Origin of the sequence: Bordetella sp. N (assembly GCF_001433395.1) — a bacterium.
Classification (GTDB): domain Bacteria; phylum Pseudomonadota; class Gammaproteobacteria; order Burkholderiales; family Burkholderiaceae_B; genus Bordetella_C.
The window spans coordinates 4967268-4981712 of sequence record NZ_CP013111.1; the positions used below are offsets into that span (position 1 = coordinate 4967268).

Annotated in this window: 14 protein-coding genes; 2 read left to right on the top strand and 12 right to left on the bottom strand. The window is 64.4% G+C overall.

Annotation, left to right across the window (positions count from 1 at the left end):
- Positions 1-301 precede the first annotated feature (301 nt).
- The 6 genes from ASB57_RS21375 to rsmB are packed head-to-tail and all read right to left on the bottom strand — an operon-like array spanning position 302 to position 8217.
- Positions 302-1771, bottom strand: a complete 1470-nt coding sequence (locus ASB57_RS21375) for a TrkH family potassium uptake protein (RefSeq protein ID WP_057654038.1) — start codon at positions 1769-1771, stop codon at positions 302-304.
- Positions 1772-1781: 10 nt separating this feature from the next.
- On the bottom strand, positions 1782-3161 hold the full coding sequence (trkA, locus tag ASB57_RS21380; RefSeq protein WP_057654039.1) for a Trk system potassium transporter TrkA: 1380 nt from the start codon (positions 3159-3161) through the stop codon (positions 1782-1784).
- Between the two features lie 35 nt (positions 3162-3196).
- Complete coding sequence (locus ASB57_RS21385) at positions 3197-3916, bottom strand: response regulator (RefSeq protein WP_057654040.1); 720 nt, start codon at positions 3914-3916, stop codon at positions 3197-3199.
- A gap of 12 nt (positions 3917-3928) precedes the next feature.
- On the bottom strand, positions 3929-6253 hold the full coding sequence (locus ASB57_RS21390) for an ATP-binding protein (protein WP_057654041.1): 2325 nt from the start codon (positions 6251-6253) through the stop codon (positions 3929-3931).
- Positions 6250-6834: a DUF4390 domain-containing protein gene (locus ASB57_RS21395; RefSeq protein WP_057654042.1), complete on the bottom strand. Its 585-nt coding sequence runs from the start codon at positions 6832-6834 to the stop codon at positions 6250-6252. Before ASB57_RS21395 ends, ASB57_RS21390 begins: the two co-directional genes overlap by 4 nt.
- A gap of 39 nt (positions 6835-6873) precedes the next feature.
- Complete coding sequence (gene rsmB / locus ASB57_RS21400) at positions 6874-8217, bottom strand: 16S rRNA (cytosine(967)-C(5))-methyltransferase RsmB (protein WP_057654043.1); 1344 nt, start codon at positions 8215-8217, stop codon at positions 6874-6876.
- Between the two features lie 174 nt (positions 8218-8391).
- Between rsmB and ASB57_RS21405 the strand changes: the two genes are divergently transcribed.
- Both ASB57_RS21405 and ASB57_RS21410 read left to right on the top strand, forming a co-directional pair.
- On the top strand, positions 8392-8754 hold the full coding sequence (locus ASB57_RS21405) for a hypothetical protein (RefSeq protein WP_057654044.1): 363 nt from the start codon (positions 8392-8394) through the stop codon (positions 8752-8754).
- 87 nt (positions 8755-8841) lie between these two features.
- On the top strand, positions 8842-9291 hold the full coding sequence (locus ASB57_RS21410; RefSeq protein WP_057654045.1) for a PA2169 family four-helix-bundle protein: 450 nt from the start codon (positions 8842-8844) through the stop codon (positions 9289-9291).
- Between the two features lie 50 nt (positions 9292-9341).
- On the opposite strand, the gene ASB57_RS21415 is transcribed toward ASB57_RS21410, so the two are convergent.
- The 6 genes from ASB57_RS21415 to ASB57_RS21440 all read right to left on the bottom strand — a co-directional run bounded on the left by ASB57_RS21415 (position 9342) and on the right by ASB57_RS21440 (position 14444).
- The gene (locus tag ASB57_RS21415) at positions 9342-10232 is read right to left on the bottom strand and encodes an arginase family protein (protein WP_231755211.1); all 891 of its coding nucleotides are present in this window, start codon (positions 10230-10232) and stop codon (positions 9342-9344) included.
- Entirely contained in the window at positions 10229-11305 is a 1077-nt protein-coding gene (locus ASB57_RS21420) for a GNAT family N-acetyltransferase (RefSeq protein ID WP_057656323.1), read from the bottom strand. The genes ASB57_RS21415 and ASB57_RS21420 overlap by 4 nt, the downstream gene beginning before the upstream one ends.
- On the bottom strand, positions 11302-12684 hold the full coding sequence (locus ASB57_RS21425; protein ID WP_057654047.1) for an aspartate aminotransferase family protein: 1383 nt from the start codon (positions 12682-12684) through the stop codon (positions 11302-11304). The genes ASB57_RS21420 and ASB57_RS21425 overlap by 4 nt, the downstream gene beginning before the upstream one ends.
- A gap of 123 nt (positions 12685-12807) precedes the next feature.
- Positions 12808-13176, bottom strand: a complete 369-nt coding sequence (locus ASB57_RS21430; RefSeq protein WP_057654048.1) for a multidrug efflux SMR transporter — start codon at positions 13174-13176, stop codon at positions 12808-12810.
- A gap of 4 nt (positions 13177-13180) precedes the next feature.
- On the bottom strand, positions 13181-13555 hold the full coding sequence (locus tag ASB57_RS21435) for an EamA family transporter (RefSeq protein WP_057654049.1): 375 nt from the start codon (positions 13553-13555) through the stop codon (positions 13181-13183).
- Positions 13545-14444, bottom strand: coding sequence for a carboxylesterase (locus tag ASB57_RS21440; RefSeq protein WP_057654050.1), 900 nt, complete (start codon positions 14442-14444; stop codon positions 13545-13547). Before ASB57_RS21440 ends, ASB57_RS21435 begins: the two co-directional genes overlap by 11 nt.
- Position 14445: the final 1 nt, after the last annotated feature.

Genomic DNA, 14445 nt, shown 5'->3' on the forward strand with positions numbered 1-14445 from the left:
TATCTAACTTATTCATATGGGGAGGACGCCACCATGCCTTGAAGCCCGGAAACTGCCCGGGGAGCATCTACCGATGTGGCGCGACGAGGTGGCAGTGTAGCTGCACACTTTCGTCATCCTAGGGGAAAAACGTGACATTTATAAGCAACAGCGTCGATCATGACGGGTTCATGCCGTCTGACGCGTAGCAAGCACTTACGTGCCTGGGGTAATCCCCTAAGGCATTACCGCCCTTGCCCCGCCTTTGAAACCGCCGAACCCGTCTTCGTGTCGCCTGGAGCAGGAAACGTTCCCGGAGGGCCTAGGTGCGCCAGAAACCGGGCGTGAAGAGCATCAGCACGGTGAACAGTTCCAGCCGGCCGATCAGCATCCCAAAAGTACACACCCAGGTCTGGAAGTCGGTAAGGATGGAGAAGCTTCCCATGGGGCCGATCGCGCCCAGGCCCGGGCCTGTGTTGTTGACGCTGGCCACCACGGCGCTGAATGCGGTCAGGGCATCGAGCCCCGACGCCAGCATCAATGCCGTCAGGATGGCCAGGGAAAAGCCATAGGCCACCATGAAAGCCAGCACGGACGCCAGGATGCGCGGATTGACCACCCGGCCACGGATGCGCACCGGGCTGACCGCCTGGGGATGCAGCATCATCTTCAGCTCGGCGCCCGCGGTCTTGCACAGCATCACGGCCCGGATCATCTTGATGCCCCCGCCGGTCGAGCCCGCGGAGGTCGCCACGCCGGACAGCAGCAGCATCACCAGCGGCGCCAGGATGGGCCAGGTGGTGTAGTCGACGTTGGCATAACCGGTGGTGGTCAGCACCGACACGGTGTTGAAGATGCCGTAGCGCAAGGCATCCAGCGGCGCCGTGTAGACCCCCTCGACGTACAGGTAGACCGAAACCAGCAGGGCCGTCCCCAAGGTCAGCACCAGGTAGGGCATGGTCTCGGGACAGGTCAGGTAAGGTCGCAGGCGGCGCTGGCCGATGGCGCTGAAATGCGTGGCGAAATTGATCCCGGCGATCAGCATGAAGACCACCGCCACGATCTCCACGGGCACGGAATCGAAGTGGGCGAAGCCGTCGTCCCAGGTCGAGAAGCCGCCCAGCCCCATGGTGGTGGCCATGTGGCACCAGGCCTCGAACCACGGCAGACCGGCCACGCGGTAGGCCAGGAAACACAGCAGGGAAAAGCCAAAATACACGGCGTACAAGGCCTTGGCGGTGCCGGCGATGCGGGGCGTCAGCTTCTCGTCCTTCATCGGGCCGGGCGTTTCAGCGCGGAACACCTGATGGCCGCCCACGCCCAGCAGCGGCAGGATGGCGACCGCCAGCACCAGTATTCCCATGCCGCCCAGCCATACCAGCGTGGCCCGCCAAAGATTGATCGACGGCGGCAGCTTGTCCAGGCCGTTGAGAATGGTGGCGCCCGTCGTGGTCAGGCCCGACATCGCCTCGAAATACCCGTCGGTGAAGGACAGGGGGATGCCGGCGCGATGGAAATAGATGAACAGCGGCATCGCCGCCAGCAGCGGCAGCACGGTCCAGACCAGGGACACCAGCAGGAAGCCGTCGCGCGGCCGGAGTTCATAGCGATGGCGCCGCGATATCGCCCACAGCACCCCGCCCACGCCGGCGGCCGCCAGGAACGCGTCCACGAAGGCCGACATGGCCCCGTCGCCCAGGTAAGCGGACACCGCCAACGGAATCCCCATGGTCAACGCGAACAGCGTCATGGTCAGGCCCAGCAGATTGGCCAAGGCCAGCAGGCGGCTCATCGCGCGGCTCCTAGAAGAACGAGGCGGAGACCTGGAACAGCTTCTCCACGCGCGCCATCTGCTGGCGGGACGGCACGAACACGATGACGTGGTCGCCCGATTCGATGACCGTGTCGCCGTCCGGAATGAGGATCTCGTCCCCACGCGCCAGCGCCCCGATGCGCGCGCCCTTGGGCAGCCGGATCTCGCCGACGCGGCGCCCCACGACGTGCGACGTCTTGCGATCGCCATGGGCGACCGCCTCCACCGCTTCGGCCACACCTTGGCGCAGCCGGTGCACGGCCACCACGTCGCCGCGCCGCACGTGGCGCAGCAGCTCGCTCATGGTGGCTTGCGCCGGCGATACGGCGATATCGATATGACTGCCCTGCATGAGCTCGCCATACGCGGGCCGGTTGATCAGCGCGATCACCTTGTGCGCGCCCAGCCGCTTGGCCAGCAGCGAGGACATGATGTTGTCCTCGTCATCGCTGGTCAGCGCCAGCCACGTGTCCATATCGCTGATGTTCTCGCGGCGCAGCAGGTCTTCGTCGGTGCCATTGCCCTGCAGCACCAGCACATTGCCGGGCAGGTTCACGGCCAGATATTCGCAGCGCGCCGGATCGCGTTCGATCAGGCGCACGCTATAGCCTTCCTCGGCCAGCTGGCGCGCCAGCCGCAAGCCGATGTTGCCGCCGCCGGCGATCATGACACGGCGCACGGTCTTTTCCGCCTCGCGCAGCTGCCGCACGGCGCGGCGGGCATGGCGGGTATCGACCACCAGCACCACCTCGTCATCCGCCGCCATCAGCGTCTGGGTGCCGGCCTGCAGCGGCCGGCCGCCGCGCAGCACATCGATGACACAGGCGGTGACGTCGGGCCAGGCTTCGCGCAGATGCTCGACAGGCCGGTTGGCCATGGCGCTGCCGGGACTGACCCGGGCCGTGATGACGCTGATGCGGCCATCGGCGAACTCCACCACCTGCAAGGCTTCGGGGAATTCGATCAGGCTGTGCAGATAGGCGGTGACGCTGCGTTCGGGGCTGATCAGCGCGTCGATGCAGAAGCCGTCCTCACCCATCAGTTCCGGGTATTCGGCGACATCCGCCGCGCGGATGCGAGCGATGCGGCGCGGCACGTTGAAGTGCTGGCGCGCGATGCGGCACGCCACCATGTTGACGGCGTCCGACGCGGCACAGGCGATGAACAGGTCCGTATCGGCCGCGCCCGCCGCGTCCAGCACCGCCACCTGGGTGCCGTCGCCCTGCATGGCGCGCAGGTCGTAGCGCTCCTGCAGACCCTGCAGGTTGCGCGCGTCGGTATCGATGACCGTGATGTCGTTCTGCTCGGAGACCAGATTTTCGGCAACGCTGGTGCCCACGCGACCAGCGCCGATGATCAGGACCTTCAAAGCAGAATTCTCAAGGCAGACCCCTCAGGGGAGGATCAAGTGCTGCGCTTGCGCGCGGACTCGATGCCCAGTTGCTTGAGCTTGCGGTACAAGTGGGTGCGCTCCAGCCCGGTCCGTTCGGAAACCCGCGTCATGCTATGGCTTTCCCGCACCAGGTGGTATTCGAAGTAGATGCGCTCGAAGGCATCGCGCGCTTCGCGCAGGGGCTGATCCAGCGAGATGCTGCCCAGCTGGCCGTTGCTGCTGGCCGGCAATTCAGCCGGACCGCCCGCAAGGGCGGGCGCGGCCGCGGCCGCGGCCGGCACGCCCGAGCCCGGGGGGGCGTCGAAATCGTCGTCGCGCGCCGACTGGCTGACCGAGACGGCCGGCATGGGCACGGCCTGCGGGGCCTGCCCGCGCGCCAGTCCAGCCGAAATAGTTTTTAACAACCTTTGTAGCGTGATCGGCTTTTCCAGGAAGTCCATGGCGCCGATACGGGTGGCTTCGACCGCGGTGTCGATGGTGGCATGGCCGCTCATCATGATGACGGGCATGTCCAGCAGACCCTGCGAGCCCCACTCCTTGAGCAGGCTGACGCCGTCCGTGTCCGGCATCCATATATCGAGCAGAACGAGATCGGGACGCGCCCGCAGGCGTGCGGCACGCGCTTGTGCCGCGTTTTCGGCCAACTCGACCGTGTGTCCTTCGTCGTACAAGATTTCCGACAAGAGCTCGCGAATGCCAACTTCGTCGTCAACCACCAGAATTCTGGCCATAAGCCCGTCCACCTATTGCGTAGCCGCATTATCCTGTTGTTGTGCGGATGCGTCCAGAGTATCAACCGCGCCTGCTAGACGGGTCAATAGTATCGATATACGTGCCCCGCCCTCGCGGCGATTCGCCAGGTCGATACGTCCGCCGTGTTCTTCCACGATTTTTCGGACGATCGCCAATCCTAACCCAGTCCCGTGCGACTTGGTTGTCACGTAGGGCTCGAAGGCCCGCTGCATGACCTGCTGCGAGAAGCCCGGGCCCGTATCGGATACGGTGAAACGCAGCGCGCGGTGTTCTTCGCCTTCGTTTCGCGGCGTCTGCGTCAGCTGGGTCGACACCCGCACGCGGCCCTCGGCCTGGCCCGCGATCGCATCGCGGGCATTGGCCAGCAGGTTATGGATGACCTGGCGTAACTGCGTCGGATCGCCCTCGATGGCGGGCAGCCCCGGCGCCAGCTCGACTTCCAGATTGAGCGAGTTGGAGTGATCGCGCACCAGCCCTTCCACGGGATCCCAACCATACAACGACAGCACGTCGGCGACCAGCGCGTTGAAATCGATACGCTGCATCACCGCCGGCGGCGTGCGGGCGAACTCGCGGAAATCGTCGACCATGTGCTTGAGCGAACTGACCTGGTTGACGATGGTATTGGTGGAGCGCTCCAGCATCTGCCGGTCCGCCGGCTGCAGGCGGTCGGCCAGTTTCATCGCCAGGCGCTCGGCCGACAACTGGATGGGCGTCAGCGGATTTTTGATTTCATGCGCCAGGCGGCGGGCCACCTCGCCCCAGGCCACGGTGCGGTTGGCCGACATCAGTTCCGTGATGTCGTCGAACACCACCAGATAGCCGTTGCCCCGCCCGTCCACGCGCAGATGGGTGCCCCGTGCGAGCAGGGTCAGCGACTGGGCGTGGGGACCGGCCGGCGCGTCCGCGTCCGCCTGCGCCAGCTGGATCTCGAATTGCTGCTGCCAGTGCTGGCGTTCCGAGCCCACCGCGGCATGCGCCGTGAAGGCCTGGCGCACCACCTGGGTGAACGGCAACATGCCGTCGATGGTTTCCAGGGGGCGCCCGATGACCGAACGCAGATCGGTCTGCAGAATGGTCTGCGCGCCCTGGTTGACCGTGGTCACGCGGAAGGCTTCGTCGAAAACCAACACGCCCGACGACAGGTTGGACAGCACGCTTTCCAGGTAGACGTTGGAGCGTTCCAGCTGCTGGCGATTGCTCTCCACCATGCGGCGCGCCTCATCCAGCTGGCGCGTCATGGCGTTGAAGGACCGGGTCAACTGGCCCACCTCGTCGCGTTCGGGGGGCTCCGGCAGGGGCCGGAAGTCGCCGATGCCGACGGCCTGGGTGCCGGCCGCCAGCCGCAGCAGCGGACGCACCAGCCGCTTGGACAGCGACAGCGCCACGGCGATGGCGGTGAACACCGACACCAGCAGGGCCAGGGTCAAGGTAATGCCGTACAGCTTGCGCAGGCCAAGCCGGGCAAGCGCCAGCTCCTGATAATCGCGGAAGCCCTGTTGGACCAGGTTGGCGTTATGGGCGATCTGGTCGGGCACGGGCTGCACCAGCTGCAGCCAGCGCGGTTCGGCCGAAGCGCCCAGCAGGCCGTCGAAGCGTTCGTTGGGCAGCAGCGGAATGACCACCCGCAGGTGCAGCGCCCCGCCGCCATCGCCCTTCACGGGATCGTCCGCCTCGGCGGCGGAATAGCCCCGCGACAGGCGCAACTGGTTGAGCACGGTGGACGGCGGCAGCGCCGGCAGCAGTTGCCCGTACTGATTGGTCGAGAACGCCACCATGCGGCCGGTGCCGGTGAAGACCATGGCCTCCTGCACGCCGTTGGCCTCGCGCAGGCGGGTCAGGGTCAGCGCGATATTGCTGTCGCTGGCGCGGTTCAGCTCGGCGGTCATGGACCGCGCCCGCGCATCCAGATCGGCCAGCAGGGAGTCGAGGGCGGCGCGGCCCAGGTTCAGGCCCGCCTCCAGGGCGGAATCGACCCGCACGTTGAACCAGGATTCGATGGACCGCGACATGAACTGCACCGACAGGGTGTAGATCAAGGCGCCGGGGACCACGCCGATGAGCGTGAAGGCCAGCGCGAAACGGGCGGTCAGGCGCGCGCCGAACTGACGCCGGCGTATCTGCCGCACCAGCTTGACGGTCAAGGCCAGCACCCAGGCGAACAGGGCCAGGGCGACGACGCCGTTGAGGATCAGCAAGGCGTCGTAATAGCGGGCGAAGCGGGACGCATTGCCCGTCGACCAGGCCAGCAGGCCCAATAGCAGCACGCCGGCCAGGGCGCCGGCCACTAGTGCGAAGCGCAGTAGCTTTCTCATCGGCCGACGGTTCCTTCGTCAGCGATGGCGAAGTCGAACGTGGTCCAGGGCGTGGCCAAAGTCCAGGAACTGCTGTTGAGGGCATTGACCTGGAAGGGACGCGCCAGCAAGGACGTATCCAGGCGCAGGCGCACCTGGCCCTCGTACTTGACGCCGGGCTTGAAGTCGGCAGCGTCGGCCACGGCCCAGCCGCGGATGTGACGAATCATGTCCATGGCGTCATCCAGCGAGCGCACGGGTAGCGACAGTTCACCGACCCCGGCGCGCCATTGCCGGGTCAGCGCGTTATAGACGATGCGCCACGTCAGGCTGGTATCGGCCACCGTGCTGTCCAGCCACCACCAGCGCGAGCGGGTGATGGTGATGTCGGCGGTGAAATACAGTGGGAGCCCACGCTCGGCCGCTTCGCGCAACTGGTCGTTGAGGTGGATATCGATATCGGCGTCGATCTCGACCCGGCCGTTGCGCAAGGTCGGATCGACCCGCACCACCTTGGGCTCGGACGCCACGCTGTCGCCGCTCCACGGTAACAGCGTGAACAGGCAAACCAAAGCCAGAAGCAAACGCGGGAGTAGAGGCATACGAAGCATTGATGCGGCGGTCCCGATATTCTTGGCGATTCAGGAAACCTTGGCAAACAAGGCGTAGAAAAAACCGTCGCGCTGGCCGCCGGGTGTTGTATCTCGCGCCACGGGCAGCAGTTGGCCGGGGGCGTCCTGCCGCCGGGCATCCGGGTGCCGGCCGGCGAAAGCGGCCGCCTGGCGCTCGTTTTCCTCGGGGAAGATCGAGCAGGTGACGTAGAGCAGCCGCCCGCCCGGGGCCACCGTGCGCCACAGGGCGTCGACGATGCGCGTTTGCAGTTTGACCACACGCGCCACGTCGTCGGACCGGCGCAGCCAGCGGATATCGGGGTGGCGCCGGACGATGCCGGACGCGGTGCACGGCACGTCGGCGAGCACGGCGTCGAAGGGCACGCCGTCCCACCATTCGGCCAGGTCGGCCGCATCGGCGCGCCGCAACACGGTATCGGCGCGGCGCAGGTCCAGCCGTTCGAGGTTTTCCCGCACCCGTTGCAGGCGCTGCCCGTCGGCGTCCAGGGCGGTCAGGCTGACGTCGGCCAATTCAAGCAGGTGCGCGGTCTTGCCACCGGGGGCGGCGCAGGCGTCCAGCACCCTTTCGCCATCGCGCACCGCCAGCAGCGGCGCCGCCAGTTGCGCGCCGGCGTCCTGCACCGACCACCAGCCCTGGTCGTAGCCGGGGATCTGCGTCACCGGGCGCGGCTGCGCCAGCGCCAGGCCGTCAGCGCCGCTGACTTCGGCGGCGATGCCGGCCGCGGTGAACGCGGCCAGCACCTGTTCGCGCGTGGCGCGGCGGCGGTTGACGCGCAAAGTGAGGGGCGCGGGCACATTGGCGTCCGTCAGCAGATTTTGCCAATCATCCGGATAGGCCGCGCGCACCTTGTCGACCCACCATTGGGGATGATTCCAGCGTCCTTCCACGGTCTTCACGGCCTGGGCCAGCAAAGTCGCGGGATCGCGCAGGAAACCGCGCAGGCAGCCATTGACCAGGCCTTTGAAAGGCAGCAGGCGGCGCATGCTGCCGGCCGCTTTGACCGCCTGGTCGACGACGGTATGAGGGGTGTACTCGGGCGTGGCATCCACATGAGCAGCCGTGGCCGCGGGCGGCAACAACAGCGTCAGGCTGACCAGCAGCAGCGCATCCAGCAGCGGTTCGGGCGGGTCGCGCGGCACCAGCAGCCGGCGCAATGCGCGCGCCTCGCCCAGACGGCGCATGGCGTGGAAGGACAGGGCCTGGGTGCCGGCACGGAATTCGGCGGGGACCTGCGCGATGGCATCGGTCAGCGAACGCCCCGCCTGCACCGCGCGGACCACCTCGGCGCTTTCCAGCAGCAAGTCTTGCAATGGCGCGCTGGGACGGGACGAGGACGGGGCAGATGAGGACATGGCGGGGCAGATCGAGGCGACAAAGACCCGTATCGTACCGCGCCGGCGCGGGATCAGGCACGACGGTTGCGTTAGCCCCAACGAGTGGCGTGATGCCACCCAAGCTTTTAGGTGGCCGGGAATGCCGAGGGGGCTTTCCGGTGACACCTGATCAAAGCACGAGGAGAAACTCATATGACCAACTTCAAGCCCGCTTTCGCCGCCGCCATTTTCAGCCTGACCGCCCTGTCGTTCGGCGCGCACGCTCAAACCGCGACCACCGACAAGACCATCGATGCCCAATACAAGACCGAGCAGAAGCGCTGCGACGGCCTGAAGGGCAACGACAAGGACGTCTGCTCGCAACAGGCCAAGGCCACGCGCGACAAGGCCAAGGCCGACCTGAAGGCCAACAAGAACGAAGCCAAGGCCAGCCATGACGCCGCCAAGACCAAGCGCGACGCCGACTACAAGGTCGCGAAGGAAAAGTGCGACGCCATGTCCGGTGATGCGAAGACCACTTGCGTCGCCAACGCCAAGAAGCAATACGCACAATAAGAAAAAACGGCCTGAGCCGAGGCGGGCGCGGCCCTATCCGCGCCCGCCATTTATTTGCCGAGCACCCGCTTTTCCCAGGAGATAACCATGGCTGATCACATCGTAAAACTACTGAACGACCTGATTGAAACTTCGAAGAATGGCGAGAAGGGCTTCGCCAAGGCCGCTGAAGACACCAAGAATCCTGAACTCAAGATTCTGTTCGAAAACCGCTCGCGCGACTGCGCGTCGGGCGCGGGCGAGCTGCAAGCCGTCGTGCGCCAGCTGGGCGGCGATCCCGCCACCGGCGGCACCGTGGCAGGCGCCATGCATCGTGGCTGGACCGAGCTGAAGTCCACCGTCACGGGCCGCAGCGACACCGCCATTCTGGAAGAATGCGAACGCGGCGAAGATCACGCCAAGGCGCAGTACACCGACGCGCTGAAGGAAAACCTGACGCCGGACGTGCGCGCCATCGTGGAACGCCAGTATCAAGGCGTGCTGCGCAACCACGACCAGATCCGTGACCTGCGCAATCGCTTCAAGGCCCAAAGCTGATCCTTGAACGAACGGATGACCGCGGCTGCGTCATACGACGCGGCCGCGGCTCAACCTGCGTCCTGCAGCAGCGCGAGGATCGCGCCGTTGAAGAGATTCTGGGCTCTTTGCCACTCCGCCAGCGCCGGGTCGCGCCTGCTCGTATGCTGTCCGTCGGCGCTGCTCAAGATGCGCTTCCAGGGGGTCCGGTAGCGCCATAACGATACGTCGCCCGTGACGTCGCTGGCGACGATCTGACCGCGCAGCGATTGCACGATGGCGTGAAGATCGAAACGCAGCAGCACGCCCTGATCCCAATTCGTGCGCACTTCCGTCGTCGCGAAAACATCCTTGTCGATGCTCAGATAGGTAGGCAGCGGATCATCGGCCAGCGCCTGGCTGACCGCTTGCACCAGCGACTCCCGGTCGGGAAAGCTGCGGAAAGACTTGCCGACTCCCAGCCACTTTGCCCAGCGCGTATCGACGCCGGTACTCCAGTAGGTGACCTTGCCCCTCAACAGCGAACCCAGGTGGTGCTCCCATGCGTGCGCGGCGCCCAGATCCCCGGAAGTAATGCCTATCACGTGTACCTGCTCGACCTGGGGCAGACGCGCGACGCGGTGCACCCACGAGCCACAGTGCACGCCGAAGGGGAAAAGCATGTTGTCGGGATGATTATCGAGAACGACCACACGAAGGCGCGGGTGCTGCCCTTGTTCTATACAGCGTCGCACCAGGGGCCATGTCAGGTGATGGAAATCGCCGCTACCCAGAAAAACCGTCCCCAACTCCGCGCCCGCCGGCATGCGCTCGTATAAATCTTTCATGAACGCTTCCAGCTTGCCGCGCGCACACCCAAAGCGGATCGCTTCGCGCCATTTGGCCGTAATGGCCAGCCGCACTTCACCGGGCAGGCGCCCCACCGAACCGTCCGTGTCCAGCACAAGTGGCGCGAGTGTCACGATGCACTCCCGTGCCCGTCTATCCATGGCTTGTCGACGGCAAAGTGGTACGCGAACTTGCGCGCGACCATGCGCAGCAGGGGATTGCGAACGTAGACCGCGTGGCGCGTGGCCGTGAATTGCGCGCCCAGCAGGGCCTTGACGGCGGGATCGGTCCAGCCGGCGATGTAATGCTTGAGCCCGTGCGCCAGCGCATATTCAAGATTGACCATCCAGCTGACGAAATACAGGTTCATCAGCCGCGACTCGGGATACGCAAACCCGATGTACTTGTCGATCAGGCGTTCGCCATCGTCGAAGCAAAGATTCCATCCCAGCAGACTGCCCGTCTTCCTGTACCGATATTCGAAGACGACGCCACCCGTCGACCCATCGCGCAGGATGCTGGCGAAGAATGGCCGCGTCAGGCGATCGAAATGGATATCGCTCTGTGCATAGACGTCCTGGTACAGCGTGTAATAACGATCGACCAGGGCGTCATCCTCGAAGGCCTGGCCCGTCGGAATGATATTGACGGCGATGTCATCGCGCGTCCTGAGCTTACGTCTCAAATAGCGGCGGTCGCTCTTGGGAAGGCGGTCGAGATAAGCTTCCCCATCCTTGAAGTCGATGGGCACGTAAGCCAGGGCCTGGCCATCGACCATCATGAAGCCTTCGCGCAGGCAGGCCTGCATGAAGGCTTCAGCGTAAGCATTGTCGCTCTGGGAAAGCAGCGGGGAATTCGTCGGCAAGTCTTTGACGATGGTCAGCGGCCGCTCGCGACCAAGGCCCAGCCGCAGATACCTGGCCAGGCTTGAAGCGTCGGAATCGAACGGAAGCAAGGTGTATTCGCTGACCGTCGTGCCGGCAAAGGTCGTAGGCACCGACAACCGCGACGACCACCACGTGTAGCCCGGAAGACGCCGTATCCGCCGCTTCAATCCGTCATCCGCCGTGGTGAGCAAATTGAATGATGCCGAAAATACCGGCAGCGGCGCGCCGCCCCGTATCTTGAAGTCTTCCGGCGGGTGCGCCAGAAAATAGTCGATCAGCGCGGGCGGTTCGAGTACGTTGCGTAAGAAGCGACTGCTCAGCATGCCATCCGCTTCGCTCTTGTGATCAGCTGATCCAGGAGCTCAAGCGCCTCGTCGATTTCCGGCCGGTTGATCATCAGGGACGGCGCGAAGGTGATGACATTCTTGTAGTAGCCGCCGACATCCAGCACCAGGCCGCGCTTGCCGCCACGGTAGTCGAGGTCGCCGGCAAGCCCGATGTCCACCATACGGTCCAGCAGGTCCCTGTTCGGCGTAAAACCATCGGCCATGCAGATCTCGGCGCGCAGCGCCAGGCCAAGGCCGTCGACATCGCCAATTTCGGGATGACGTTTCTGCAAATCACGCAAGCCATCCAGGAAGTAGGCGCCCGACTCGCGCACCTGGCGGCCGAAATCAATCTCGTGCGTCATCTTCATGACCTCGAGACCGAGCGCGGTACCGAGGGGATTCGACGCGAAGGTACTGTGGGTCGACCCTGGCGGAAACACCTCGGGATTGATGAGCTCTTCGCGCGCCCACAGCCCGGACAGGGGATTGAGTCCATTGGTCAAAGCCTTGGCGAACACCAGGACATCGGGTTTGATGCCGAAGTTCTCAACCGACCACAGCTTTCCAGTACGCCAGAAACCCATCTGGATCTCGTCCACCACCAGCAGGATGCCGTGCTGATCCAGGACTTGCTTCAGACCCGTGAAGAAATTCGCCGGCGGGATGACATAGCCGCCCGTTCCCTGGATAGGTTCGATGTAGAACGCGGCGTACTCGCATTGGGACGTCTTCGGATCCCATATCGCGTGGTATTCATTTTCGAATTTGCGGGCGAACTGCTGCACGATCGAGTCCGCATATTCCTCCGCGGTCATGCCCTTGGGACGACGGAAAGGATAAGGGAAGGGAATGAAGTGCGCGCGGTCGCCAAAGTGGCCGTAGCGCCGGCGATAGCGATAGCTGGAGGTAATGCTGGACGCGCCCAGGGTCCGGCCATGGTAGCCGCCTTCGAACGCGAACATCAGGCTCTTGCCGTTGCTGGCGTTACGGACGATCTTCAGAGAATCCTCGACCGCCTGCGCGCCACCCACATTGAAATGCACGCGGCCTTCCCGGCCCCACTTTTTCTCCGCATCCTGTGCGATGAAGCGCGCGAGTTCAATTTTGCCCGGGTGCAGGTACTGGCTCGCGATCTGGGGCAGCGTATCCAGCTGGCGCCGCAGCACGTCTTCCAGGCGCTGATTTCGATAGCCGAAATTGACCGCCGAATACCACATCTGCAGGTCCAGATAACGCGTCCCCGCGTCGTCCAACATATAGCTGCCTTCGCAGCCGGTGAAGATCTTGGGCGGGTTGACGTAGTGAACCGTGTCGCCGAAGGAGCAATAACGGGCCTCGTCCGCCAACAGGCGGGTAGTATCGATAGGCATGGTCGCAAGCCTTATATATCTGAATGATGTCCGTGAAGTCTGTGCCTTCACGATGGAACCACGGTCGAGGAAGTGTGGAGGGACCGTGGACTTGAAAAAAAGATCAGCTAAAAAATTTGGGGTTCAGTCCGATTCGCTTATGGCCAGGCATGCAATGCCCCCCAGGATCACCACCGTTCCCGTGACCTGAGCCCAGCCTATGGGCTCGTCGAACCACACCGCCGAGACGAACAGCACGGCCACGATATCCAGGGAAGACACCGCGAACGCCGGCCCGATGGGTGCGTGGCGGAGCAGGATCAGCCAGCTGACCATCGCGCCCAGATAACCGACGAACGCGCCGTAGATCCAGGGCTGTCCAAACACCCGGCCAAACCAGTATGTTGAAAATTCCAGCGGCAGGGCTTGCGTCCCCGCATGCTTGAAACTGACCTGCGCCAGGGTGTCGAACGCCACCAGGGCGATGAATCCGATCAAATAGAAACGTCGCATCGCCCTACCCCTTGAAACCAACGATCGCCACGCCTAGCGAAACCAGGAGCATTCCGAGCACTCTGAGCGTGGTCAGGCGTTCCCGGAAAAGCACACGCCCTGCCAGCATGACAATGACGATGCTGATCGAACCCAGCAAAACACCATCGGACAGCGGCACCAGCGAAATAAAGGCCAGCCAGAGGATGAACTCCAGCACATAGCAAAGCAGACCGAGCCACAGCCAGGGCCGGTGCGTCATCGCTTTCCAGCGCGCCCAACCCTTGCCATTGCCCGTATCCATCGCGGCAGCCTTGAATATCAGCTGGCCCGCGCTGTCGAAGAACAGATTGAGCATCCAGAGCGAAACCACCAGGGGTGTCGTGCCGTCATCGAACATGATCCAGACCCGTATGCTGGTTTCTACCCACGACTGCCGCGACGAATGCCACCGCCCTGTCGATGACCTGGCGCCGCTCTCGATCGATGGTGATCATGTGGTAGCTGTTGTTCAACAAGTGCAGATGCACTTCCGCAAAGCGCGCCCTGCTGACGATGTCGAAGGCATTCGATACCGAAGCAATATCGTCATTCTTGGCATGCACCACCAGGCAAGGCACGCTCAGGGCTTCCATCCGGCGCAGTACCGACGCCGACAACTTGCGCATCTCGATCACTGACCACCAGGGATTACCCGGCAAGCCGGAAGCAACACTGTCCCCCGCGCGCATCTTCGCGACAACGCGAGAGCGCAAGGCTTCGTCCTTGATGCCATAGGGCGCGCGTTCGAAGAACACGCTGTGCCGGCCGATGCCGAGCCACCGGAAGACCGGCAGCAGGAAAGAGAGCTTCGTGTAACACGGCATGCTCCAGCCGTCGTGGCGGAAGACCGGGGACAAGGCCAATACGCCGGCGATCTGCTTCGGTCGTTCCTGCGCCAGGGCCAGCGCCAGCACGGCGCCCATGGAAAGCCCGCCCACGAACACTCGATCGACACGGCGGGCCAGCACATCCGCGCCGCGGCGGACACTGCACAGCCAGTCGAGCCAGCTGGTCCCCACCAGATCCTGCAGGGTCCCGCAATGCCCCGCCAGCTGCACCGCCAGCACCGTATAGCCCTGGTTGTTGAGGCCACGGGCCAGCACGCGCATTTCATTTGGCGTGCCGGTCAGCCCATGGACCAGCAGGATGCCTGTGCGGCCAGCCTCGCCCTGCCCTTCCAGCAGGTATTCGTGGGTCGGGACCTCGGTCGAGGGCAGGCAAACGGCGCGTTCGCTGAATCGCGGCATA